Consider the following 24,807-nt stretch of genomic DNA (forward strand, 5'->3'; position numbering starts at 1 on the left):
ACCTCGTCGACTACGCAGCTGTCCGCCAGTCGAGAACTCGTTCCCGAACCGCGAACAGACACGGAAGGAGGATTACGCACGCGACGAAAGCGTAGACGATACTCAACCCGGTCACGATACCGAAGCGCTGGAGCGGCGGCGACAGCGCGAGTGCGAGAACGCCGAAACCACAGGCGGTCGTGGCGGCGCTTCCCAACAGCGCGCCGCCGGTTCCGGTGACCGCCGCCGAAAGCGCGCTTCCGAACGATTCCCGGCGACTGCGCTCGTCCACGAATCGCTCGCTGAGGTGGATGCTGTAATCGACCCCTAAACCGATGGCGAGGCTGGTGATGACCGCAGTTTCGCTGTTGAACGCGATGTCGAACACGGCCATCGTGCCGAGCAACCACGCGAGCGCAACCACCACGGGTGCGAGCGTTACGACGCCCAAACCGGGTGCGCGATGTCGCCACCAGTACAGCGCGACGAGGAAGACGAGAATCACGACGAGCGTGACGGCGAATCCTTCGATGAGCGTTTCGAGCAGCGCGTCTTGCAGTCCGGCGGAGATTACCGGCCCGCCAGTTGCAATCGCCGTGACCGGCGCGTTGCCCGCTATCGCGGAAGCGAACGCTTGTACGTCCTCGTTTATCGACTGCGACGACGCGTCGGCCTGCACGCCGACGAGCAGTCGCGCCGACTGATAGCCACCATCTTCACCACGAGCGAGCACCGACGAGGCTCGTTCCGAATCCGCGTCGAACAGCAGGTCGTACACCGCCACAACGTCCCTGTCGGGCAGGCCGTCACCGTCGGTATCCCGCTCCGCAACCGCGTTCGCAACCGTTTCGTTCTCTCGGGCTACTGCGCGAATGACTGACGCCGGACTTTCGACCGCCGCGGTTCCGTCGGAGCGGCGGACGATGGTGCTCCCTTTGCCCGGACTGTTGGCCGCCCGCTCAATCGCGTCGAGCGTGGCTGGCGAAGTCACGTTCTCACGTAACAGAATTTGGGCTTCCGAGCCTTCTCCCTGCTGCCGGAAGTTGTCGCTGAGATATGCGAGGTTGTCCCGAACGTCGTAACTGTCCGGCGCAAACGGGCCGGGCAGCGATTTCGCCCACTCCGGCGCGTCTTCGGGGAGGAAGTCGGCTTGGTTGAACTCCGTGTCGATGGTCGTCGCGCCGTAGCCTCCGGCCACGGCAGCGACGAGCGCGACGGCGATAATCGCCACTGGCGCGCGCTGTGCGAGCGTCACGGTTCCGGAAAGCAAGTAGTTTATCGGTCCCGAACCGCCGCCGACCGCCGGTTTTCGCCGGTCGCGTCCGAACCGCTGGAACAGTCGTTCGACTTCCAGTTTCATCGCCGGAACGAGCGCGATGAAGACGAGAAACGTGGCCACGATTCCGGCGGCGCTCAGGACGGCGAAATCCCGTATCGCGCGGAGCGGACTCACGTAATTAGAAAGGAAGCCGATGCCGGTCGAGAACGTGGCAGCGGCCAGTGCGAGCGCGACCCCGACGACGGCGAGACGCATCGCCGTCGTCTGGTCGCGGATGCCGGTGGATTTTCCGTCCGTGTCGAGCGACCCGTTTCGGGCCTCTCGATAGCGCATGACGACGTGAAGCGAGTAGTCGATGCTCAGTCCGATGAGCAGGAACGGAACCGCAATCAGCAGTTGACTCGATGGAACTTCGAGCCAGCCCTGTACGCCCGCGAGCCACGCCATGACGATGGCGATGCCGAAGACGCTGACCAGCACGTCTGCAACGTCTCGATAGGCGACTCCGAGAACACCGAGGACGAGGATGAGCGCGACGGGCGTGATGATGGTGAAACTGTCACCGACCGCCCGCGAAGAGGCGTCGTCGGTGATTCCCTGTCCGAAAACGAAGGCGTCGTCGAATCGCTGGTCGACCAGCGATTCGATTGCCAACTGTGCGTCGTACGCCGCCGTCGGGTCTTCGTCGGAACCGCTCTCGTCGGCTTGGAAGACGAAGGTGATTCGCGCATCCGCGCTGGTCGCACCGGGTTCGTAATCCGACGGAAGGAACTCGTATGGATCGCCGCCCGGAACGGTCGCGTCGGGGTCGAGTACACGCTGGAGGAGGTTTTCTACTTCCTCGTCCGACCGCGATTCGAGCGCCTCGATTTGCGCGTCGATTGGCGGGAACTGACCGCTTTCACCCGCTTCGGCGGCACTGCCGTTTCCTCGCTGATTCCGTCTATCCTCGACGTATGCGGCGGTCGCAATCACGTTCTCGATGCCGACCATTCCGCCCGTTTCCCGAAGCGTCGAGTTTATGGACTCGTTTTCGCGGATTTCCTGCTGAAGGCGCAAACTGTTCAGCAGTGATTCTCGCGTGAGAACGTTCCCGTCTTCCTCCCGCACGACGACCTGTGTTACGATTGCGTCGTCGGTGTCGTAGGTCGATTCGATTTCCTGAAGCGCGTCACGCTCCGGCGAATCGGTTTCGAACTGGCCGATTTCTCCGTCCTCGCTCTCGCCGACGATTGCTCCTGCCCCGACGAGGGCCGTGACGACGAGAAATGCGAGAATGACGAATCGGCTGTTCGACGCGACGAACGCCGCGTATCGCTCTGCAATCCCCTTCGACATTCGTCAGCGTCCTCTCGTGCTGTCCTGCGTCTTCGTGTCGGTCTGACGCCTGTCCGAGAACCGACCCGGAGATACTCCGTCTCGTTCGTGAGTAAAAAATCCGGCTGGAATCATCTAGCCGATACTGCACAGAGTGCGGCGAAATAGATTCGGGTTTGTGAAAATTGCATCTGTAAAATACGAACACCGCGACGGAGTTCGTGGCGAACCGATTACTCCAGCGCGTCCAGCGCGGCCTTCGTGTCGAGGTGGCCCTCGCCGTGGTAAGTCGGGTCGCGGGGCGTGGCCGTTTCTATCAGATGTTCGCGGACTTCCTGCGGCGACATGTCGGGTGCGAGACTGCGAATCAGGGCCGCGACTCCGGACACTGCCGGGGCCGCCATGCTGGTTCCCGCCTTCCACGAGTAGGTCGGGGCAAACGAATCGTCGAACGTCGTGCTAAGTACGAGGTCGTACTTCGCCGCGTCGATTTCGGCGAGTGCTTCGAGGTCGGCGTCTCCGCCGGGTGCGCTGATGTCAACTGCGCTCTCGCCGTAGTTGGTGTAGAACGCTGGCGACCACGTTTCGTCTTGGACGTGGTTCAGTGCGGCGTGATAGTTGCGCTTTTTCTGCGCGTTTCCGTTGCCGGGGCCGCCCCATCGGTAGCCGATTGGGCCGGTTGCGCTGATGCTCATGTAGTTGTCAACCTCGTTCGGGAGGCTGATGACGTCGCCGTCGGTGTCGAGGTTCGCACTGTCGTTGCCTGCGGCGGCAACCATGAGCGTTCCCTGACTGTTGGCGTAGTTGGCGGCGCGAGTGTAGCCCTCGATTCGGACTTCCGCGGCTTCGGTTCCCTTCGGCACGGGGTACGCACCGAGGCTGAGGTTTGCAACGTCCGCTTCGACGTCGCCCGCGTAGACGATGGCCGCGAGGATGTCCCCGAGATTTGCGTACGGCCCGGAGAAGACGCGCAACCCGAGCAGTTCCGCGCCCGGTGCGGTGCCGACGACGCCTTCTCCGTTGTCGTCCGTCGCCGCGACGATACCCGCACAGTGGGTACCGTGGTCGCTGTCAACCGGTGCGAAGGTGCCGCCGTCCGAGGTGAAGTTCCGCGAGAGGTCTTCGTTGAGCGACTGGAGGTCGGGATGTCCCGGCAGGATACCGGAGTCGATGATGGCGACGCTCGTCCCCTCTCCGCGCGTTTTCGTGTGCACTGCCGGTACGTCCTGTGCCTGCTTGTCCCACTGGAGGTCGTACAGCGGGTCGTTCGTCTTCTTCTTGCCTTTTCCGAGGTTTTCCGGCGGGCCACCCGCCTTGCTGTCGCGCTCGACTGCAGGGCCGCTGTCGCCAGCTTTCGAACTCAGTTCCAGTTTCAAGTCGGGCTCGGCTCTGACGCCAGCCAAATCGCTCTCCGACCCACGAACGACCGCGATATCGATCTGGTCGAGGTCGTGAACGACTTCCACACCAGAAAGCGCACCTGGGGATGCATCCCGTGTATCGACGATGTACCGTTCGGTCGAATCGACTGCGGAAACCCGTCGTGTTCCGATTATCGTGCTTGCCAATGCCGCCCCACCTGCCGCAAGGAAAGATCGTCTGCTGTGTTTTCCCATATCATTCTAGCAGTGTCTTGTGAGTATATATTTTTGGATAACGGTAAAATAATAATTTATGAACAAAATATCGGTAACTCGGAAACGTACTGTTTTATCGTTGGAACTCGATAAAATACGTTATGTTTTCTACGATATTCTCATCGAATCCGTTTCAGCATCTATTTTCGTCGCAGTCGCGTTATCGGTGATTTCGTTCTATTCTGTCTTCCACTGCAAATCGAAGCGCCCGGACTGCTTCGAGAACGTCGTTCCACTGCGCGAGCGTTCCGGGAATCGAATCGGTCGTCGTCTGCCTGTCTATCGTCGCGCGAACGTCCCGCGGGGTTTCGATATTCTGGAACTGGACACCACCGCCGCCAGCCACCTCGATGGAGACTGTTCCGTAGTCGAACATCGTCCCGCGGATTCCCTGCCGGAAATTGCTGTTCTGTACCCTGTCTATCGACAGCCGACGGACGTTTCGGGAGAGAACTCCGGTTTTTCGGTAGAGTGCGCGGTCGGTCACGACGAATCGCGTGTTGGAAACAGAAAGATAGGAGAACGCCGGAATCACGATTCCGAGCGGAACGAGCAACAGCACAAGCGGTTCGCTCGTCGCCGCGACGACGAGCGAACCGCCGATGAGAATCAGTCCGACGACGAGCGCGGGAAGCACGCTCATCAGTCGTGGATGGCCCTGCCACTGGATTTCCTCGCCGTCGTCCAACACGAGCCAGTCGGTGCCAGTCATAGTCGGTCGTCTTCGGATTCGTTCCAGTCCCAGTCTCCGTCCGCACTCGGATTCGTATTCGGATTCGCAGGTTCACCGCTGTTCTCGACGGCGTCTCGAATTGCACGCAGTTCGACCAAAATCTCGTCTAAAACGGCGTTTTTGTCGTCTCCGGAAGCGGCTCCCGTTCCTCGCTTCTTGTTTCGCTCGTTGATGAGCGACTGCAAATCCCGCGGCGCATCGACGTTGTCGAAGCTCATTTCGACGCCGCTTCCTCCGGCAGTGCTTATATCGACGGTTCCGTAGCCGAACTGCGCGCCGAAAAAGCTCTGGCGGTAGGAAGTGTCCTGCACCTTGTCGAACTCTATTCGCTGGACGTTCCGCGAGAACACGCCCGTCTTTTTGTAGAGTGCTTCGTTCGTCACCAGATAGTTCGTGTTCTGATACGTGAGATACGCGCTGATGATGATGAGAAGTCCGAAAACGACGAGGGTAAGCGGGATTCCGACGGCGAACACGGGAACGAGACTGTAGGGATGCTGTTTGCCTGCCCAAATCACTTCCTCGCCGTCGTCCGGCGAAAACCAGTCGAATGATTCGTCCATATTTCGATGTCAAACCGACACGGGATAATGATTCCGTGCGGCGAAGCGAAACGCTACTACTCAGCGCAGTTCGACGGCATCGGCGGTGACGACGACGGTGTAGCCGCGGTAGTCGAAATGGACCGCCGTTTCGTTGTGCTGTCGTCCGGGGTGGGAACGAAACAGGTCGTCCAGCGCGTCCGGGTCGATGTGGTCGTACAGGGGGTCGTCAAACTGCAACTCGGTCGCGTTCGCGCTCGAAACCGCTCGGACGACTGCCTCGCTCGCTCGTTCGTTCGGTCGTATCGCGTAGCACTGCGGCGATTTCATCGCATCGGAACTCGTCTCTTTCGGTATTGTCGGTTGGTGTGGTGGCATGATGATTTGCTCTCGTTGTCTGAAACTGTGCGCAACGAGGTTATATTTAAAACCCCGTCAGACGTATCTGCCTTTTTCGCTGATATTTTAACTATTCTCGACAACTCATTTAGATTACTACTAAACATACGCTTATATGCAACAAAGTTGCGATGGTGGTATGGCAACCGGACTGACCGACGACGATTTGCGACAAATTCGAAAATTCGCACAGACGCCGCGACATCGGCGAACCCCCGAGTTGCTGTGTTCGAAACGCAGGGGTAGACGGGACGAGGACGGCGACAGTGCGAATTTGGCTCAGTCCAGTTCGGAAAAGAATCGGCCGTGAAAATCGAACGGAATCGCGTGCGGAACCCGCGCCTTCGCCAGTTCCGTGAACGATTTCCCGTCCACCACCACGAGAAACGACGTTTCCGCCGAAACGTCGAGCATGACGGAGAGGACGACGCCCTCGTCCTCGTTCCTTCCATCTCCTGTCTCGCTTTTTCTGCTCCAGTCGTCTTTGGGCACGAAAATCGGTTCGCTGAACCGATTTTCGCCGTCGCTGAACGACGTGACTGCTCCCGTTTCGGTGTCGATTTTGACGAGTTCTCGCGGCCACTCGGTCACCGGTTGGTCGGTTCCTTGGGCATAGACGTAGCGATGGTTCCGACACCATTTCGCGGGCGAGACGGTCGGTAGGGAGGTGCCGTCGCAGAGCAGTTCCCGCTCGATTTCGACGCCGTCTCCGAGCGTTACCCGAAACCGTTCTAACTGCCCGGCAAACGCACCGAGTTCGCCCGCCCGAAGACGGTCGAGGGTGAGCGTGTCGATTGCGGCCGTATCGGGAACTGTTTCGAGGTCGATGACCAGTTCCTCGCCCGGCGAGTCCGCCCGTGAGTCGGATTCGTACGCGTTGACGTGATGAAATCCGAAAAACGCCTCCGTTCTCGGTTCGGCCACGACCTCGCCGCTAGCTCGGTCGATAACGAAAAACCGGGTACCGCGCTCTGGTTTCCATTCGAATTGGTCGATGAACGGCCCCTGTTTTCCCGGACGAAACAGGTCGAGCGGGTTCACGACGAACGGAAATTCGGTCAACACGACGTAGTTCGGCGTCAGCGCGAAACTGTGCATGTACGCCGGTTCGGAGACGGAAATCGAGCAGATGTGGTCACGTTCCCGCGCGCTCGGCATCGAATGGACGTGGTACTTGCTGGTTCGTCCGAATTCGATTTCGAAGTTCACCATCTCCCCCGTTTCTGGGTCGCGATTCAGATGTGCACACGCGAAGTTTCCCGCCGGTTCGGGGCCGTCGTACTGGACGTGGTTTTTCGTGGCCAACGTTTCTGGGTCGAATTCGACCCGGCGCGGCGTTTCGGTGAGTGCGAGATACCGCCTGCCGATTCGTTCGGCGATGATGTTCACGTTGTCGTAGGGAGCGTCGAGCAGAAATCCTTTGATTCGCTCGAACAGCGTCGTCGTTCCCGTCGCAAAGCCGCTTTTGACCGCGCCGTTTCGCGCGCTTTCGTACGCTTCGGTGTGGAGGAACCGATTTCGATACGTCACTCCGCCGTCCTCGAACGTGAACTTGTGGAGCATGGCCAAGCCGTCAAACCAATGTTCGACGCCCACGTCGCCGAATTCGAACGCACCCGGGCCGTTTCGGACGAGGCTTCCCGAGAGCCAGTCCGGAACGGTTCCGGAAACTGGGAGTTCTTCCGCAATCTCGTCCGTGAGCGAGTGGAATCCGAGCGTCTCGTGCGCCATTCTTCGATATTGAGACTCGGTGACACCTAATCCTTCGGGCGCGCTTCAACTACCTCGGCACTTTCCTACTCCGCACCTCCTTACTTCGGCACTTCCGCCTCGCCGAGCGGTTCAGACCGCTCTCGATACACGTCGTAGACGCGCTCCGCCCACTTTCGGGCGATGGTCGTCTCGGAGTCCACGAACACCTGCATCGTTCCGGTTCGTTCGTCGTAGCCGCCGATTCCGACTCGGTCGTCGAAGATGGCGAGCCCGTAGGGGAGCGCCTCCCGCGTCCGAAGTTTGAGATGCCCGCGTTCTAACGCGTCGGTTGCAGGTTCCGGATACGTCTCGACCAGTTTCTCGACGGCATCCGGAAGGTAGATGATTTCCGTATCGACGTTCTCGAACAGTTGTTCGTGAAACGCGCCCAGCGAAAGCGGCACCATGTGCGTCGTGTTGAATCCGCGGAGGGTGTCCGACTCGTCGAGAAGCGTGAGGAATCGCTGGACCGGGCGATACGGGTCTGCTGGCGACGCAACCGTGATGGTTGCGTCGGCGAACGGTTCGATGACGAACTCCTTGTGGCTCTGGCAGATGGCTTCGAGCAGTGGCGCGAGTCGTTCCGCAGTTACGAGATTTCGCTCGAATCGCCGTACTTCCTCCGCGACCACTTGGCCGTAGCCCGTCAGTTTGAATCTGCCGTCTACCTTTTTTGCGAGGTCGTGTTCGCCGAGCCATCGGGTGAACCGATGGCTCGTCGCCCGCGAGACACCCAACTCGGCTTCGATTTCGCGCCGGTCGAGTGGCGCGTGAACGAGGGCTTCCAACACCGGCCCGTGCCGGACGAAATCGACCAACTGGTCGGTGTCGATTCGCTGTTCCGACTCGCTCGAATCGTCGGTCTGTAGTTCGAGATTCGTCTGAAGTAGTTCGTCGAGGATACTGCTGCCGTCGCCCGCCGGTTTTCGCTTGTCGTTGCTCTTCGTTCGCTCGTCTCCACTCGCGTTTTTACCCCGTCGCTCCGCATCCCGGTTTCGACTTTGGGGTTCCGCTCCGCGCTCTCCCATACCATATGTTTGCTACCGTGTGCCATAGCGATGTCGTGTCTCACGTGGTGAGACAGGTCGCAAGTCGTGAACAGTTGCGTCACGCGCTGAAACAGGGGTTGACGGATGAGGCTAACGGGATTCCAGTCGTCCGTTCAACTGTGGTACGAGAAACCAATGGACAAGGAGATCTCGACATGACTTCCAACACCACCGACTCGACTTCCCCCCAATCGACAGAATCGAAACCGACCTCACCGTGGCGTTCGCCGACGGTACAAATCGTCCTCGCGGCGACGCTTCTCGCGCCGCTCGGCGTGCCACTCGTGAGTCCGACCCTGCCCGTGTTTAGGGACGCCTTCGGCATTTCCGACGCGCAGGCGAGTCTGCTCATCAGCACGTACTTCCTCGTCGGAATCGTGCTGTCGCCGTTCATCGGCATGCTCGCGGACAGAATCGGCCGACGAACGGTTCTCATCGGCGGCCTCGTCGTTTTCAGCCTCTCGGGTGGGGCGATTGCGGTCGCACCGAGTTTCGAGGCCGTTCTCGCACTTCGTCTCATCGGCGGCACCGCCGCGGCAGGAATTTTCATCACGACCGTGACGCTTATCGGCGACACGTTCGAGGGAACTCAACGAAACGCGGTTCTCGGGATGAACAACGCCGTCCTCTCGGCGGGGGCGGCGATTTTTCCGCTCGTCGGCGGAGCGCTCGCGACCGTTTCGTGGAACGTGCCGTATTTCGCCTACTTGGTGGGACTTCCGCTCGCTCTCTACGCCGTTCGACACCTCGAAGAACCGTCCCACGAGCGCGATTCGCAGGGAATCGCGTACCTTCGCCGTGCGGTTCGGGTGCTGAGCGGCACCGACGCCCTCGTACTCTACGGCGCGGCCTGCATGACCGAACTCCTGCTGTTCGGCGCGGTTGTCACCATCATGCCGTTCCTCCTCGAAGGAAATTTCGGCATGTCGGCCCTCGCGATTGGCATCGTTCTCGCAATCTCCGAAACCTCGTCCGTCGTCGTCTCCGCGAAAAACGGTTGGTTCGCTCGCTATCTGTCCAACTACGGACTCATCGCCGTCGGGTTCGCCTGCTACGCCGTCGGTTTGTTCGGTGCGTGGCTGGTTCCCACTCCGGTTGGTATCACGCTCTCCATGCTCGTCTTCGGTGTCGGACTCGGGCTTTCGATGCCCGCGGTCGATGCCGCAATCAGCGACCTCGTTTCGGCGGGCCTTCGCGGCGGCGCGCTGAGCCTTCGAAACAGCACCACCTTCCTCGGTCGCTCGGCCGGGCCAGTCGTGTTTACCGGTATTGCTGCGATTACGGGATACTACCCCCTATTCGTTGCCAGCGCAGTCGTCGCCCTCGCCATCGCACTCTCCGTCCTCTCGATGGGTGTGATTCGAGCGCGACGAGTTACCCACGTCGAAGAACCGGCGTGAGAATCGGCACGGAACTCCGACAGCAACAACGCTCTTTTCGTCGCCTCTCGTTGGTAGCCCATGGCAACTGTCGTTGGAGTCGTCTGCTCTGCGGGAGGCGGAGTCGTTCTCGCTGGTGACCGCCGACAGACGAAGGACGGAACCGTCGTCTCTGACTCGGTACGGCGTGTGTTCGACTACGATTTCGCCGGTTGTGCAGTCGTGGGAAACCCCGGTTCAATCGAGGAGTTCGACCGCCAATTCGACGCCGAACTTCGTACGTATCGAACCGAACGCGACGAACCGATGTCTTCGAGCCGACTCGCACGAACGGCGAGCGAAATCGCGACGGAAGCAGGCGTCGATGCGCTCGTCGCGGGCCGAGACGAGGACGGTTCCGTCGTCCTTTACGAAGTCGGAACCGACGGGCGAACCGTCGAAACCGAAACTGCGGCGCTCGGGAGCGGTTCCCCAGTCGCGTTCGGACGACTCGAAAATGGGGAGATGCCGGACGATTTGGACGCCGCGGAAACACTCGTCCGGGAGACGCTCCGCGCCGTAGCGGAGCGAACGACGGACACGGGAAGCGACATCGACGTGTTCCGACTCGAACGCACCGAATAATCCGAAATTCGAATGACGCCGTCTACTCCTCGGGTGTTACTTCTATCGTTCCATCTGCGTACACCGTCACATCGTATGTCATGTACGTGAAAGATATCGTTCCGAGATTGTGGCCGCGACTCCCAATCTGCGGTGAAAATATCGTATTCAGCGCCTCCGGCTGGATGTACTGGTACAGTGGGTCGAGTTCGAGAGGGTCGGTTTCGGCGGCCTCGGCAACCGTCTGAACGACCGAGATGCTAAGTGATGTTCCGCCGTTCCAGTCGTGCCTCCTTCGAATCACCATTGTGAATCCTCCCTCCTCGCGAAAACGTTGACAGTTGTGACTGACTATCGCTTCCCATTCTGCCAGTTCTGCGGATGGTAAGTCGTTATCTGCTTGCTTGCAGCGTCGTATTGGATAACGTCCATATCAGCAAGCTCCGGCAAATCGTGGTGATGAAGCTGTAGCGTCGTCGCTTGGCGATCGGTCGGATACTCAGAGCGGGCGAGTATGTAATCAGTGAGTTCTTCGGTGGACACGGATTCTCCGTCCGACTGCTCTACGTATTCGAGTATCGTCCTTTGACGACGGACAGTTTGTTCCCGTGCTTTTTCGTAAGCACTCTGCGTTGGCCGTTCGAAATCCGTTTGCTCGGTGGATGCCGTTTCGGTAGCTGATTCGGGCGTGAAGGCACCACCACGAGACTCTTCTAGCAGCTGGTTTTCCTGCCGGAGACGACTCACTTCGTAACGACCTGCAACAATCCCAAAAACGCCTCCTCCGGCGGCTGCCGAAGCGAGAATAAACGGGAAGTTGACGATTGTATTCCCAACGATAATCTCGTGCAGAAATATCAAGAGGGTTAGCGATAAAAACGTGAACGAGCCGACGAGCCACCATCGAGTCACTTCCCACGCCTCTTTTCCGGCAAAACTACTCGTCGCCAACTTATAGCCCAGAAACACGAGAATCGCAGACACACCAATCCCCATCAGCAACTCGACAGCCATCTCCGAAGACGAAGCCGGATCCCTGAATGTGTACACTGCACTGACGATAGCGAGCGTTGCTCCGACCGTCGCAACCACCAATCCGGCCCCTTCCGGATTGATTTCATGCCGTTCGAGTAGACTGCTCTGTTCCATGCTCACATATCTCTACTACGAAATAGCCAGTAATAACGATATTGGACTTGTATGAGGATTAGAATTATTAAAAAATCAAAACTTTTGGAGTGTAAATATTATACTATTTTTGAGTATACTGGTAAACTTCCGGACGCTGTGATTCGGACAGTTCACTGTCGAGAGGAATTCGCCGAAGTTACAACGGCAGTTACCTCAAAATAGCCGAAAAACGAGCAGTTCGATAGCGTGGTCAACCACTGGATTCGCCAATACTGGTGTTCGTCAACCACTGGTATATCGGTTGCCCGCGTACAGTGGCTATGGACGTAGACCACCACGAATCGCTTTCCGGCCAAGTCGCACTCGTCACAGGGGCAAACCGGGGTATCGGCGCGGAAATCACGAAGCAACTGATCGAACTCGATGCGACGGTGTACGCCGCCGCGCGCACTCCGGAGGACGTAGAAACGAGTCGTTCGAGAACCGTCCGACTCGACGTCACCGACGAAGCGACGATTCGAACCGCCATTGAGACGATTTCGGAGGAACGGGGCCGACTCGACATCCTGATCAACAACGCTGGCGTCTACGGGGAAACGGGAAAACTCGGCACGCTTCCGACCGACGACATCGACACGACCCTTCGGACGAACCTCCACGGGCCGATGATTTTGACGCGACACGCGCTGACGCTGCTCGCCGAGCAGAGCGGTGCCCGAATCGTAAACGTCTCTAGCGGTTCCGGGCAGTTCAGCGGCGGCGGGATCGACGCCGGACACCTCCCCTACGGCGTTTCCAAGGCAGGCCTGAACGCGTTCACCAACTCCCTCGCGTCTCAGTATCCGGGTTTGCTCGTGAACGCCGTCTGTCCGGGGTGGGTTCGAACCGAAATGGGTGGTTCCGGCGCGCCGCGAAGCGTCGAGAAGGGTGCAGAGACGCCGGTTTGGCTCGCTCGATTTCGAAGTGGCAATCCGAGCGGTCGGCTTTGGCGAGATAAGCGACTCATCGAATGGTGAGCGACAAATCGAACTCGACGAAATAGACCAACCTCCGGTCGGAACTGCCAAATATCGGATATTTTAAATATATATTTGACATTATCGTAGCAAATATGAATTTATCTCGAAAATAGCCAGACTTGCGGGGTTTTGGAACTATTCAGAAGAAGTTATTATAATGGAAAATAAAACTAATTGTGTGAAAACAACGACGAGTGAGGGATGGCCAGATGAAAAATCGCTTTTTAACTCGTTAATTCGGTGACCAAAACCTGCATATGCAATCAAAAAATACAAGCTCGCAACCGAGAAAATATTCCGATGAAAATAACAGATATTCCTCCCTCTCGGCTCACAGAACAACAGTTGTTCGCCGAATACGTCGAACTGATGGATGATTTTTCACGAACCCTCGAAGGATACGACGCCGTTCAGTACGAGAAACGACGGATGGAACTCCTCGCCGAAATCGGCGAACGATTGGAAACGCTGGAAGCGGTAAAGGCACTTATCGGGGACGAGTTCGCACACGACCCGGAGTTCACACAACCGAGCCGTGACGAGATGAAGCGGTGAGACGGCGGACGATTTTTCCAAATTCCGACGACGAATCGTGCTACTGGTTCGTTCGACGACGAACGGTCATCGGGATTACTTTTTTGGGACGAGCGGTAACCGTCGCCATCAGGTCGAGTTCCGTCTCCGGCGTCAGTTCGAGGTGGTACTGCTGGTAGATGGTCGCAAGCAAGAGTCGGGCTTCCAACATGGCGAATCGGTCGCCGATACAGCGCCGCGGCCCCGCCGCGAACGGGAAGTACGCCAGTTTCGGAAGCGACCCCTCGAACTCCTCCGTCCAGCGTTCCGGTTGGAACGCGAGCGGGTCGTCGTACCATCGCGGGTCGCGGTGGACGACCCACTGGTTCATCTGTACCGTCGAACCCGCGGGAATCTCGTAGCCGCCGATGATGTCGGGCTTGACCGGTTGGCGGATGATTCCCGGCACGGGTGGATAGAGTCGCATGGATTCTTTGACCACCTGCTCCGTGTAGGTCAGGTTCGGCAGGTCTGCCATCGTCGGCGGACGCCCGTCGAGGACTTCGTCCAACTCCGCCACCAACTTCTCCTCGACTTTCGGATGTTCGCCGAGAACGTACATCGTCAGGGTTAGCGAGAGCGCAGTCGTTTCGTGTCCCGCGAGCAGAAGGGTCACCACTTCGTCCCGAATCTGTTCGTCGGTCATCCGATGTCCGTCGTCGTCGGTTACATCGAGAAGCGTCGAGAGAACGTCATTTTCGCCCGGATTTTCGCGTCGTTGCTCGATGAGATGGTACACCACTTCGTCGAGTTTCTTTCTGGCCGCTTTGGTTTGCATTCGTGACGGCGTCGGAATCCCCGGCGGAAGCACCATGTTCGCGAGGCTTTCCGTGGCTTCCATGAACTCTTCCAACGATTCGGCGATGGGTTCCACGTAGTCGTCTATATCGACGCCGAACAGCGCCTGTGCGACGATTTTCAGCGTCAACGTCATCATATCCTCGTGAACCAACCGCGTCTCGCCATCCGCCCACGTTTCGAGCATCTCCTCGGTCAGGTTCGTCATCATCTCGGCGTAGGCTTCGATTCGACCGGGATGGAACGCCGGTTGGATGAGATGTCGATTTCGACGCCAAACGGCACCTTCGCTGTTCAAAATGCCGTTCCCTGTCATCGGGCCGAGAGTGCCCTGAAAGATGTCCCCCTTGACGTAGTTCTGGTTGTTCTGCACGAGTACCTGTTCGATGTACTCCGGATGGTTGAGTTGGTAGAGATTTCCGTGTGGCTCCTCCATATACGCGATGTCGCCGTACTCGCGCGCGGTTCGCGTCATGAAACCGAACGGGTCGCGGAGGAAGGCTAACCGAGTTCCGACTATCGGTAATCCGTCGGGACCGGGCGGCGTTTCTTTCGTGACTGGGGGTGTGTCGCTACTCATTCTTATTCGACTAGTGTCACCCGCTCCCTCTATCTCTGTAGCCGAGCATCCTAGGTGGATTTAAATGTAGTCAAATCGGACTTCGACCATGCGGTCTGCCACTGTCGTACTGACGTGGGACGACGTGCAGGTTCACCCCATCGACGACCTGTTCGCACGAGACGACGACCTGACGGTTGAGGCGATTCGGTACGTGAGTCCCGTCCACGAGGGGATGTACGTCGAACTGCTCGAACTGCGGGGTAACTTAGAACGCGCCAGAACGCTGCTCGCGGCGTCCCCGGACGCAGTCGAGTTCGACGTGGTCGGTAGCGACGGGCGCGGCGTCGTCTACCTTCAGTGTCGAACCGCCGGACTCGTAGACGAACTCCTTTCGCTCCTGCACGAACACGAACTCGTCCTCGACTGGCCGATGCAGTACATCGACACCGGCGACTCGCGGGGACTCCAACTCACCGTCCTCGGCACGGACGGGGCGATTCGAACCGCGGCGAGCGAACTTCCGGACGGGATTCACCTTCGACTCGAACGACTTGGGGAGTACCGACCGAGTGCGGGACGACTCTCCTCGATGCTAACCGACCGCCAGTTAGAACTGTTCGAACTCGCCGTGCGTGAGGGGTATTACGAGGTACCGCGGGAGACGACCCACCGAGAACTTGCTGATGAACTCGACATTGCCACCGGAACCGTGAGCGAACATCTCCAGCGAATCGAAGCAAAACTCGTCTCGGGCTATCTCGGATAGGTCGGCGAACACGAAAAACTCGGCTCCGACGAAGGACAATTTATTTAGCTTTCGTCTGTGGCAATTTCTGGTATGAATAAAGCACTCGCCGTCGTCGAAGCGTCCGAATCCGCAAAGGAACTAGTTACGGAAGCGGGGGAACTCGCAGAAGGCGTCGGGGCGAATCTCGTCTTGCTCCACGTCACGAGCGACGAAGAGTACGAAAAAACCCGAAAATCGCTCGAAAATATCCCGAAACTCGAAACGTCCTACACCGCCGGGCAGGCGCTCGAAGGCGCGCGCCAGTTCGCGGAGGACATCGGTCGAGAAGTTCTCGAAGGTATCGAAGTCGAATACGAATCCACAGGCCGCGTCGGTGACGAACGCGACGAAATCCTGTCCGCCGCCGACGAGTTCGACTGCGACCACGTTTTCCTCGCAGGGCGCAAGCGGTCACCGACCGGAAAAGCCATTTTCGGTGACCGAACGCAGTCGGTCATCCTCGACTTCGACGGCGCGGTTACCGTCGTTACGGAGTAGGGTTTCGAACCGGAATCCAACAAACAGCAACAAACATCGAATCGGAACTGGTAAGGTGACGCTTCGATGACAATCAGACCGAATGTTGGGTCGATTACTCGGCAGTAGTCCGGTTTCAAAGCCGATAGCTCTGTCTGCGGACGAGCTATTCAATCTCTGCCGTGTAGAACGTCGGAGACACGCGATTTTTATTCTGTCCGAGGTGGACACTCCGATACAGATGCGAACACTGGTTGATGAGGTAACAGCGCGGGAGTTCGGCCCCAATGCTACGAGCAACCAGCGAACCACGGTTTACACGACGTTCTATCAGCAACACATTTCGGTGCTAGCGGACGCAGGTGTCCTCTCTGCGCCCGACGGCCCGAGTCGGATGCTCCATCCCGAGGAGAACGCAGAACCCCTCGCCGAACTGCTTTCGTTCGTCGAAGATGTTTCCGAGTGAGATTGCGACAAACCACCAATCTCCCCCGACTCACCACTCGTCGCCGAGTTTTCTGCGCGCGACCAGATACCCCGCGTGGGTTCGCCAGCATCGCCCGCTTTCCGTGTGTTCGACTCGATACCGCGAGCCACAGGCTCCGCACCGGCGTTTTGCCGGATTTTTCACCGCCTTCGATGCGCGATAGCGGCGTGCATCCCAGTCGCAGGACGAACACCGCAATCGGAGTCGAGCCTCCGAAAACGCTCGACAGTGTCGCGGTGCGTTCACCTCCTTCGCTTTCTCCGCGAATCGCGTTCCGTGACCGGACTCGCCGAACTGCTGGAACTCCCACGCGTGAACCAGTTCGTGCCGAATCGTGCCGGTGAACTCCTCCCACCCGAAGGCGCGGTAGGCGCTCCACGTCAGTCGAATCGTGATTGCCTCGGTTCGGCGGTCGTAGATACAGGCACCTGCACGACGCACCGCGCGCTCCGAACATTCCCAGTCGACGTTCGACGGTTCGACCTCGATTGGAACCGTCTCTGCGTAGCGTTCCGCGGCCAAGAGCAGCTCGTCGCGCGTCGCCGGTTCCATTCGCCGGGGCATTCTCACCAGCGGGACATAACTCCTCTTGAACTCACCACCGTCACGCTCCAATTCGACTCACGGTTTTTCTCTCCTGCCCTCGAACTCCCTGTATGACAGGGGAGCAACTGACGCAATCGTTCTGGGAACGCCATTCCAACCCGAAAAGCGGCTGGACGCGAGTGCTGTCGTATCCCATTTTGATGATTTCGTTGTACCGCCACAACTGGAAACTACTGGGACTAACCGTGCTGTTCGTCATCGTCAACCCAGTTCTGTTTCCGAAACCCGACCCCGACAAAGTCGGAGATAGCTGGATGTACAAAGGTGTTCTCGGCGAACAGCTCTGGCTTGCCCACGGCGACAAATCGGGCTATCCGAACGCGTTGAACAGGCTCAACGTTCCGATTTTCCTGTATGGGCTGTATTCGGCATACCGTCAACAGCCGCGAAAAACGGCGATTTGTACCGTCCTCTCCGCTGGACTCAAGTTCTGGTTCGTCGGCGAGATGGTTCGATACTACGAGGCGAATCAGGCGGCAGAAGCCGCCTGATTCGTTTTTATTACTCCTGATTCGCTTTTATCACTCAATCCAGTCGCTCCATCTCGTCCGAGGATAGGTCGATGGAAGCCGATTTGATGTTCGCGTGAAGGTGGTCAACGCTCGACGTGCCGGGAATCGGGAGCGTGACGGGCGAATGGTGAAGCAACCACGCGAGCGCGACTTGCCGCTGTGAGGCGTCGTGGTCGTTCGCAATCTCGCGCAGTGCGTCGGCTTTGTCGCCCAAATCGCCCGCGCCGAGCGGATACCACGGGATGAACCCGATTCCGGCATTTTCGCAGGCCGAGAGAACGTCCTCGTGTTCCCGATTGCCGACGTTGTACTGGTTCTGTACCGTCGCAATCTCGACGATGTCGCGGGCTGTTTCGAGTTGGTCTACGTCCACGTTGCTCAGCCCGACGTGTTCGATTTTCCCTTCGTCTTTGAGTTCTGCGAGGGCGTGAACCGAATCCGAAAACTCCACGTCCGGGTCGGGACGGTGGAGTTGATACAGGTCGATGCTGTCAGTTCCGAGGCGGTCGAGACTACCCAGAATCGCGTTTCTGAGATAGTCCGGGTCGCCGTTCGGAAGCCAATCTCCCTCGTCGTTCCGCAGGAGGCCGCCTTTCGTTGCAACCACCAGATTATCGGGGTATGGATGGAGAGCGTCCCCGATGATTCGCTCGCTGACACACGGACCGTAAGAGTCCGCCGTGTCGATGAAATCCACGCCGAGCGAAATCGCCTCGTGGAGGACGCGACGTGCTTCCTCTTCGTTGTCGGGTCTGCCGATGATGTTCTCGCCGGTGAGTCGCATCGCGCCGTAGCCCAGTCGGTGGACAGTTCTCTCCCCGCCGATGTCGAACGTGTCGCTTTCGTTTTCGAGTACCATGCAGGGACGGTTGTGAGACAACGGGTAACCTCTTTTGGCAAACTGGGTTGGATAGAATTGATTTCCCACCGAGAGGGCAGTACTTATAAATCACTTCCGCTCCTGCCTGTTAGTATGTCACAGGAAGTCGCTGGATTCGACGACGAATCCGGCCTCCCACCTGCCGTTTGGGAGGCACTCCAAACCGTCAAGGCGGGAATCCTGAGTACCGGCCTAATGTTGTTCATCTTCGCCATTGCCGAGGCGGAAACCCGATTCGCGCTCGGCGTCCCCGCCGCTGTCGCGGAGTTCGTCGGCATGCCCGGCCAACTGTATCTCGGATTCGCGGTGTTCGTCTTCGCGGGCGTCGTCGTCTGGCCCCTGCTGTTCGCGGCGATAGACGACAATCTCAGAGTCGTTCCATCCGGCGAGGACGTTGGAATCCGCGGTATCGTCTTCGCGCTGATTCTCTGGGGTGCGTTCCTCCTGCTGGGCTCGGCAGGCTTGCAACTCGCGGGGCCGTTTTTCGTCCTGTATCTGGTTTTCACTCTGCTCGCACATCTCGCGTATGGCTACTCGCTTGGGATTTTGTACGCGCGGTTTACGCATCAGCCGACGACGCAGTGACCAGCACGTATCAGTATTCAAAATTCGTTTTCCGATGGTATCTTCACGAAAATTAATGCTAGTTTGATGACTTACTCTTTTTATGCTATGGTACTATGTCTACAGTAGCCCCTGAGGAACAAAAATGAGTTTATAAGATCAACAAAAAACTTCTACCTCACTTTCACTCGACCCGTTCACGGGCGACTTCCGACCAGTTACCCTCGTCCAATTTCTTCAGTCGATTTTCGAAAACCCGAACACTCTCGGTGGCCTCACCTTCGCGGGTGCGTTCGGGTCGCTCGTCTTAATCGGAGAAAATGCTCGGCGTAGACAATTTCTCCCAGTCTCGATTAATGTAGAGGTCACCACAGCATAGACGAATGGAACATCCTCCAGTCGACCAAACGGTTCTCGTCACCGGCGGCGCGGGATTCGTTGGCAGTCATCTCGTAGATGCGCTCGTTCCGGAAAACGATGTTCGGGTTCTCGATAACTTTACCACAGGCAAGCGTTCGAACGTGAATGAAGGGGCGACGGTGATCGAAGGCGACATCTGTGATCCCGAAATATTAGACCGCGCAACGTCGGGCGTAGACCTAATCTTTCACGAAGCGGATGTGTGAGCGTTGGGAAATCGGTCAAAGAACCAGTGCGTTCGAACGAGGTTAATCTCGATGCGAAGCTTCAGCTGTTAGAGTGTGCGTGAGAAAACGATGCCCGCTTAGTCTTGGCGTCGAGTTGTGCGATTTATGGACAACCGACAAACGTCCCGATTACGGAGGATGAACCGATTTCATCATCGTCCCCGTATGGATTACAGAAGTCCGCTCTCGACCGCTATGCAAGTCTATACGAAGATCTGTACGGGCTGGAGACCGTCGCGCTCCGGTACTTCAACTCTACGGCCCGCGACAATCAAGCGGCGATTACAGCGGTGTCATCAGCATTTTCAGACGCCAAGCGACGAACGGCGAACCGATAACCGTGGACGGTGATGGCGAGCAAACACGCGATTTCGTCCACGTTGACGACGCGGTACGGGCCAATCTGCTGGCCGCGACAACGGAGCACGTCGGGGAAGCGTATAACATCGGTACCGGAGAAAGTGTGATGATAAACGAACTCGCCGAAACTATACGGCACGGTTCTGGGTCATCGGAGATCGTTCACACGGATCCTCGCCCGGGGGACATTGCGGAGAGTGAAGCAGATATCTCGAAGGCGAAGAAAAACCTCGGTTACGAGCCGACGATTCCATTGGATGAGAGACTTTCGATCCTCTTATAAAGATATTTCTCCGTATTCGAGTCAGTTAATAATCTATTTTGACCAGTTATATTTTTAATATAGTGTAAATATATACTATAAGTATACCTGTTGTAGTAGTCACTAATAGCGTGGCCCAAATGCAACTAACTGAAAAACGAGTCCTCGTTACCGGCGGTGCGGGTTTCATCGGTTCGAACCTCGCAAACCACCTCGCCGAAGAAAATGATGTCATCGTCGTTGACGATGGCTATCTCGGAACCGCCGAGAACCTCACTGATGCCGTTGACTTCCACGAAACAAGCGTGCTCGACGACGATTTGCCGACCGACGTTGACGTCGTGTTCCACCTTGCCGCCCTCTCCTCCTACAAAATGCACGAGGAGAACCCGACGAAAGGTGCTCGGGTGAACGTCGAAGGCTTCGTCAACACGGTCGAGCAAGCACGAGACGACGGCTGTGACACCGTCGTCTACGCCTCCACCTCGTCCATCTACGGGAACCGAACGGAACCGTCGCCGGTCACCATGGACGTGACGGTCAACACCGGATACGAAGCATCGAAACTCGCTCGCGAACGCTACGCCGAGTACTTCGCCAATCACTACGATATGAACATGGCCGGAATGCGATTCTTCTCGGTGTATCAAGGCTATGGCGGGGCTGAAGAACACAAAAAAGAGTACGCGAACGTCATCGCACAGTTCGCCGACGACATGGACAAAGGGGAAACCCCCGTGCTCTACGGTGATGGCACACAAACCCGAGACTTCACGCACGTTTCCGACATCGTCCGTGGATTGGAACTCGCCGCAGAACACCAACTGACGGGAATCTACAATCTCGGTACGGGAGAGAGCTACGACTTCAACACAGTCGTCGAAATGCTGAACGAAGAACTGGGGACGGATATCGAACCGGAGTACATCGAGAATCCGATTCCAGACGACGTGTACGTCCACGACACGATGGCCGATACGACGGCGATGTACGAAGCAACTGGGTGGGAACCGGAGATTTCGTTCGAAGAGGGTCTAGAGCGGGTGTGTAGACAGTACACCTGAACTGGAGTCTCGGACGAACTCCTCGCAGTCGGATGAGTCGTGATTGTCGATAGGCGGAAAACCAAAATGCAGCACCAATTGCCAGGTTGGAAAACAACTACTTCAGTCGCTTCTCGAACCACTGCCATTCGCCCGAGAAGAAGCCGTACTCTTTGAGATTCCACACGTCGGCGTCCGTAACGACCGGCCCTTTCCGGTAGGACTGAAGCATGTTCCACATCCAGACCATCGTCCCGAGCGTGATGATGACCGCGCCGACCGTGGCAACCTGCTGGAGCAGTTGGAACTCCGGCGGATAGTTCGCGTACCGGCGCGGCAGGCCGAGCATGCCGAGGACGATGAGGATGTTGAACGTAATCGTCACGCCGATGAACGTGAGCCAGAAGTGGACTCGCGCCAGCGTCTTGTTGAACATCCGGCCCGTAAACAGCGGGAACCAGTAGTAGACGGCGGCGAACATGGCGAACGGAATCAGCCCCATGATGATGAGGTGGAAGTGGCCGACGACGTAGTAGGTGTCGTGGAGCACCAAATCGACGGGAATCGACGCGAGGAAGATGCCTGTCACGCCGCCGATGATGAACGTCGCAATCGACCCCACGCAGAACAGCATGGGTGCCTCCAGTCTGACGTTTCCGTTCCACATTGTGGAAATCCAGTTGAACACTTTCACCGCGCTCGGCACGGCGATGGCAAGCGACACCGCCATGAAGCTCGCGCGGATTCGCGGGTCGATACCCGTGGTGAACATGTGGTGTGCCCAGACGCCGAACGAGAGGACGCCGATTGCAAGTGTCGAATACACGACGAACTTGAATCCGAATAGTCGTCGTCCGGCGAACCGCGGAATGATGAGGCTGACAAGCCCCATCGGCGGCAGGACGAGGATGTACACCTCGGGGTGGCCGAAGAACCAGAACAGGTGTTGCCACAGAATTGCCCCACCACCTTCGGCCGCGAAGAAGGTGGTACCGAAGTTGCGGTCGAGCAGGAGCATGATGAGGGCACTGCCGAGGAGTGGGAACGCGAACAGGATGAGTCCGGCCTGCGTGAGGAACGTCCACGAGAGGATGTCCATTTCGGCCCACTCGATTTCCCGCAGTGTGAACGTCGTGGCGATGATGTTAATCGCGCCAATCGTGGTACTGACCCCGGACAGATGTAGTCCGAGGAGCATCAGGTTAATCGTCGGATTCGGCTGTTCCGCCGATAGCGGGGTGTAAATCGTCCACCCCGTTTCGGGCGGCTTGAGTTCGAAAAACGGCTGTGCGGCGGCTTGGCCCAGAATCGGCTGGATGATGTGGCCACCGACGTCGGAGATGAGGCCGAACCGAACCAACAACAGGGCGGGCGGCAGGAGCCAAAAGCCGATTGCGTTCAGTCGGGGGAACGCCATGTCGTCAGCCCCGAGGAGCAGGGGGAGGAAGTAGTTCGCAAACCCGAACAGCACGGGCGTAGCGAAGAAAAAAAGCATCGTGATGCCGTGCATGGTAAACAGACCGTTGTACGTCTCGGCGTTCCACACCTCCACCTGAGAGGTGAACAACTCTGTTCGTATCATCATGGCGTCCGTACCACCCCAGAGGAACGCCACCGCGCCCAGTAATAGGTAGAGCGCGCCGATGTCTTTGTGGTCAACCGTCGTTATCCATCTGACGAGGCCGGACGGCTTGCCGTAGCCGGATTCGAAACCGGTGGCGTATCCCCCGTCGGGTTTGGGAGTCGGGGATTGTGTTTGTTCGTCTATCGAACGGGACAGCCAGAGTGCGACCGCTACCAGTGCGATGCCGAGTCCTGCACCAGCGGCGGCTTCACCGAAGAGGTTCATTGTAGTCGAGTACGCGATGTCGTCGAATGCTGGCGATGGTTACCGCGCGATACGGGTGTCTTGGCCGGTGGTTAGGACGGACATCTCTTAACCCTCCGGGCCATTCTCACCGAGTGAAAACGGAATCAGGTTGGAAATCCGAATCGAAACCGAAGTTTGAATCCGAACCTGAACTGGAACCGAATCGAAATTCGAATCGGAACCGCAACCAAATCCGAACTGCAATCGGAACCGAAACGCCCGTTCTCAGTCGGATTTCAGCGGTACCCCCACGACTGGATGTCCTGTCTGGGTAAGCACCGATTGTGTAATGCTACCGAACAGCACTTTCTGGGCCGGACTCCGCTTTTGACTCAGTCCGATGACAATTTCGTCGGCGTCTTCTTCGTCCGCCAGCGTGAGAATGTCGTGTGCCGGGTCGCTGGCCCCCGTGTTCTGTTCCGTCTCGACGGCCGCGAGTTCCCCTAGTTGTTCTTCGAACACCGAGAGGGCGTCCTGTCCGTCTCTCACCTTCTCCTCGTCGTTTCCGCCGTGGAGCGAGTTGAGAACCGAGATGGATTCGTTCCCGTCGAGTCGCGACTGGAGATACGCACAGATTTTCTCGCTCGTCTCGGCGCTGTCGGTTCCAACGACGATGTGGGTCATGCGCGGAAAGAGAACTGGGGACGATATAAAGCAGATGGCAGGGGAAAATGATGATACTCTCGCCCGAAAGAAACGGCCCGCCGAAACTTCCACAGCTATTCAACCCCGTCATGCCTGACACAGTCGTATGGAACAGGTCGCACACCTCGCGGCGGCAATTCGAGATGCGGACTCCGTGGTCGCACTCACCGGAGCAGGCGTCAGTACCGCGTCGGGAATCCCGGATTTTCGGAGCGATTCGGGCATCTGGAACCGATTCGACCCCGAAGATTTCCATTACCGCCGATTCTGCAACGACCCCGAGGATTTCTGGAAAGACCGCGTTTCCCTCCACGAAACGATGTTCGGCGACGGAATCGAACCGAACTCGGCCCACGATGCTCTCCGCGAACTCTCCAAGAATGGTCACCTCCACGCGCTCGTCACGCAGAACACCGACGGCTTACACGATACAACCGCCACGAGCGCCGAACTCATCGAACTACACGGCAATGCCCACCGCGTCGTCTGTGATTCCTGTGGTCACAAAACGGATGCAGCCCCGATTCGAGAGCGCGTCGAATCGGGGGAGCGACCGCCGCGCTGTGGGGATTGCGACGGAATATTCAAACCCGACGTGGTGCTGTTCGGCGAGCAGTTGGAAAAAAGTGACCTCCAGCGCGCCCGCAAGCGGTCGCGGAACGCGGACGTGTTTCTCGCAATCGGGTCGTCGCTGTCCGTCGAACCGGCGGCCTCACTGCCGCGAATCGCCGAGCGAAACGACGCGACAACCGCCGTCGTGAATCTCGACGAAACGCCGTTCAGCGCGCTCGCCGACTTCGATATTCGCGGCGACGTAACTGACGTACTTCCGACGCTGTGTGAGGAAGTCGCCGACTGAGTACAGTTCGTATCACATCGCCGGGCGAACAGTTATGCGGTTGGGCGTGCAATGTG

25 protein-coding genes and 1 pseudogene are annotated in these 24,807 nt (G+C 58.0%); 12 read left to right on the forward strand and 14 right to left on the reverse strand.

Going from position 1 to position 24,807, the window contains the following annotated elements; genetic code table 11:
* Positions 1-10: 10 nt before the first annotated feature.
* The 7 genes from BW974_RS19080 to BW974_RS19110 form a co-directional block, all read right to left on the reverse strand.
* The gene (locus BW974_RS19080; protein ID WP_076431919.1) at positions 11-2,596 is read right to left on the reverse strand and encodes an efflux RND transporter permease subunit; all 2,586 of its coding nucleotides are present in this window, start codon (positions 2,594-2,596) and stop codon (positions 11-13) included.
* Positions 2,597-2,808: 212 nt separating this feature from the next.
* Positions 2,809-4,191 carry a S8 family peptidase gene (locus tag BW974_RS19085; protein ID WP_076431921.1) on the reverse strand — a complete coding sequence of 461 codons (1,383 nt, stop codon included), beginning with the start codon at positions 4,189-4,191 and terminating at the stop codon, positions 2,809-2,811.
* A gap of 181 nt (positions 4,192-4,372) precedes the next feature.
* Positions 4,373-4,924 carry a PH domain-containing protein gene (locus tag BW974_RS19090; protein ID WP_076431923.1) on the reverse strand — a complete coding sequence of 184 codons (552 nt, stop codon included), beginning with the start codon at positions 4,922-4,924 and terminating at the stop codon, positions 4,373-4,375.
* Positions 4,921-5,508, reverse strand: coding sequence for a PH domain-containing protein (locus BW974_RS19095; protein WP_076431925.1), 588 nt, complete (start codon positions 5,506-5,508; stop codon positions 4,921-4,923). The genes BW974_RS19090 and BW974_RS19095 overlap by 4 nt, the downstream gene beginning before the upstream one ends.
* Positions 5,509-5,568: 60 nt before the next feature.
* Entirely contained in the window at positions 5,569-5,865 is a 297-nt protein-coding gene (locus tag BW974_RS19100; protein WP_245800199.1) for a HalOD1 output domain-containing protein, read from the reverse strand.
* Between the two features lie 300 nt (positions 5,866-6,165).
* Positions 6,166-7,617 carry a carotenoid oxygenase family protein gene (locus tag BW974_RS19105; protein WP_076431927.1) on the reverse strand — a complete coding sequence of 484 codons (1,452 nt, stop codon included), beginning with the start codon at positions 7,615-7,617 and terminating at the stop codon, positions 6,166-6,168.
* An 80-nt stretch (positions 7,618-7,697) separates the two neighbouring features.
* Positions 7,698-8,666 (reverse strand): helix-turn-helix transcriptional regulator, encoded by a 969-nt coding sequence (locus BW974_RS19110; RefSeq protein ID WP_217694366.1) that lies wholly within the window; start codon positions 8,664-8,666, stop codon positions 7,698-7,700.
* Between the two features lie 176 nt (positions 8,667-8,842).
* Here BW974_RS19110 and BW974_RS19115 point away from each other — a divergent pair, with 176 nt between their 5' ends.
* On the forward strand, positions 8,843-10,087 hold the full coding sequence (locus tag BW974_RS19115; RefSeq protein WP_076432275.1) for an MFS transporter: 1,245 nt from the start codon (positions 8,843-8,845) through the stop codon (positions 10,085-10,087).
* 60 nt (positions 10,088-10,147) lie between these two features.
* Entirely contained in the window at positions 10,148-10,690 is a 543-nt protein-coding gene (locus BW974_RS19120) for an Ntn hydrolase family protein (RefSeq protein WP_076431929.1), read from the forward strand.
* A gap of 22 nt (positions 10,691-10,712) precedes the next feature.
* On the opposite strand, the gene BW974_RS19125 is transcribed toward BW974_RS19120, so the two are convergent.
* Positions 10,713-10,976 carry a HalOD1 output domain-containing protein gene (locus BW974_RS19125; RefSeq protein ID WP_076431931.1) on the reverse strand — a complete coding sequence of 88 codons (264 nt, stop codon included), beginning with the start codon at positions 10,974-10,976 and terminating at the stop codon, positions 10,713-10,715.
* 44 nt (positions 10,977-11,020) lie between these two features.
* Entirely contained in the window at positions 11,021-11,818 is a 798-nt protein-coding gene (locus tag BW974_RS19130; RefSeq protein WP_076431933.1) for a DUF7344 domain-containing protein, read from the reverse strand.
* A gap of 302 nt (positions 11,819-12,120) precedes the next feature.
* On the opposite strand from BW974_RS19130, the gene BW974_RS19135 reads away from it, so the two are divergent.
* Together BW974_RS19135 and BW974_RS19140 are read left to right on the forward strand one after the other, a co-directional pair.
* The gene (locus BW974_RS19135) at positions 12,121-12,816 is read left to right on the forward strand and encodes an SDR family NAD(P)-dependent oxidoreductase (protein ID WP_076431935.1); all 696 of its coding nucleotides are present in this window, start codon (positions 12,121-12,123) and stop codon (positions 12,814-12,816) included.
* Positions 12,817-13,119: 303 nt separating this feature from the next.
* A complete protein-coding gene (locus BW974_RS19140) occupies positions 13,120-13,374 on the forward strand; it encodes a hypothetical protein (protein ID WP_076431937.1) in 255 nt (84 codons plus the stop codon).
* Positions 13,375-13,414: 40 nt separating this feature from the next.
* Here the strand turns inward: BW974_RS19140 and BW974_RS19145 are convergent, their stop codons facing one another.
* Positions 13,415-14,770, reverse strand: coding sequence for a cytochrome P450 (locus BW974_RS19145; protein WP_076431939.1), 1,356 nt, complete (start codon positions 14,768-14,770; stop codon positions 13,415-13,417).
* An 88-nt stretch (positions 14,771-14,858) separates the two neighbouring features.
* On the opposite strand from BW974_RS19145, the gene BW974_RS19150 reads away from it, so the two are divergent.
* The 3 genes from BW974_RS19150 (at position 14,859) to BW974_RS27550 (ending at position 16,482) form a co-directional block, all read left to right on the forward strand.
* Positions 14,859-15,518: a helix-turn-helix domain-containing protein gene (locus BW974_RS19150; protein WP_076431941.1), complete on the forward strand. Its 660-nt coding sequence runs from the start codon at positions 14,859-14,861 to the stop codon at positions 15,516-15,518.
* Between the two features lie 72 nt (positions 15,519-15,590).
* On the forward strand, positions 15,591-16,037 hold the full coding sequence (locus BW974_RS19155; RefSeq protein ID WP_076431944.1) for a universal stress protein: 447 nt from the start codon (positions 15,591-15,593) through the stop codon (positions 16,035-16,037).
* A gap of 82 nt (positions 16,038-16,119) precedes the next feature.
* A complete protein-coding gene (locus BW974_RS27550; RefSeq protein WP_076431947.1) occupies positions 16,120-16,482 on the forward strand; it encodes a DUF7344 domain-containing protein in 363 nt (120 codons plus the stop codon).
* A gap of 30 nt (positions 16,483-16,512) precedes the next feature.
* On the opposite strand, the gene BW974_RS19165 is transcribed toward BW974_RS27550, so the two are convergent.
* On the reverse strand, positions 16,513-17,055 hold the full coding sequence (locus BW974_RS19165; RefSeq protein WP_076431949.1) for a SprT-like domain-containing protein: 543 nt from the start codon (positions 17,053-17,055) through the stop codon (positions 16,513-16,515).
* Between the two features lie 104 nt (positions 17,056-17,159).
* Here BW974_RS19165 and BW974_RS19170 point away from each other — a divergent pair, with 104 nt between their 5' ends.
* A complete protein-coding gene (locus tag BW974_RS19170) occupies positions 17,160-17,600 on the forward strand; it encodes a DUF6653 family protein (protein WP_076431951.1) in 441 nt (146 codons plus the stop codon).
* A gap of 34 nt (positions 17,601-17,634) precedes the next feature.
* Here BW974_RS19170 and BW974_RS19175 read toward each other — a convergent pair whose 3' ends face one another.
* Positions 17,635-18,480 (reverse strand): aldo/keto reductase, encoded by an 846-nt coding sequence (locus BW974_RS19175; RefSeq protein WP_076431953.1) that lies wholly within the window; start codon positions 18,478-18,480, stop codon positions 17,635-17,637.
* A gap of 114 nt (positions 18,481-18,594) precedes the next feature.
* On the opposite strand from BW974_RS19175, the gene BW974_RS19180 reads away from it, so the two are divergent.
* The 3 genes and pseudogenes from BW974_RS19180 (at position 18,595) to BW974_RS19190 (ending at position 21,398) form a co-directional block, all read left to right on the forward strand.
* Positions 18,595-19,086: a DUF6789 family protein gene (locus BW974_RS19180; protein WP_076431955.1), complete on the forward strand. Its 492-nt coding sequence runs from the start codon at positions 18,595-18,597 to the stop codon at positions 19,084-19,086.
* Positions 19,087-19,448: 362 nt separating this feature from the next.
* Positions 19,449-20,355: pseudogene (locus BW974_RS19185) on the forward strand (NAD-dependent epimerase/dehydratase family protein).
* Between the two features lie 119 nt (positions 20,356-20,474).
* Positions 20,475-21,398: an NAD-dependent epimerase/dehydratase family protein gene (locus tag BW974_RS19190; RefSeq protein WP_076431957.1), complete on the forward strand. Its 924-nt coding sequence runs from the start codon at positions 20,475-20,477 to the stop codon at positions 21,396-21,398.
* Between the two features lie 97 nt (positions 21,399-21,495).
* Here the strand turns inward: BW974_RS19190 and BW974_RS19195 are convergent, their stop codons facing one another.
* Both BW974_RS19195 and BW974_RS19200 read right to left on the reverse strand, forming a co-directional pair.
* On the reverse strand, positions 21,496-23,226 hold the full coding sequence (locus BW974_RS19195; protein ID WP_076431959.1) for a cbb3-type cytochrome c oxidase subunit I: 1,731 nt from the start codon (positions 23,224-23,226) through the stop codon (positions 21,496-21,498).
* 246 nt (positions 23,227-23,472) lie between these two features.
* Positions 23,473-23,871, reverse strand: a complete 399-nt coding sequence (locus BW974_RS19200; protein WP_076431961.1) for a universal stress protein — start codon at positions 23,869-23,871, stop codon at positions 23,473-23,475.
* 127 nt (positions 23,872-23,998) lie between these two features.
* Between BW974_RS19200 and BW974_RS19205 the strand changes: the two genes are divergently transcribed.
* Entirely contained in the window at positions 23,999-24,751 is a 753-nt protein-coding gene (locus BW974_RS19205) for an SIR2 family NAD-dependent protein deacylase (RefSeq protein WP_076431963.1), read from the forward strand.
* Positions 24,752-24,807 lie beyond the last annotated feature (56 nt).

This window comes from Haladaptatus litoreus, assembly GCF_900156425.1.
Lineage (GTDB): Archaea > Halobacteriota > Halobacteria > Halobacteriales > Haladaptataceae > Haladaptatus > Haladaptatus litoreus.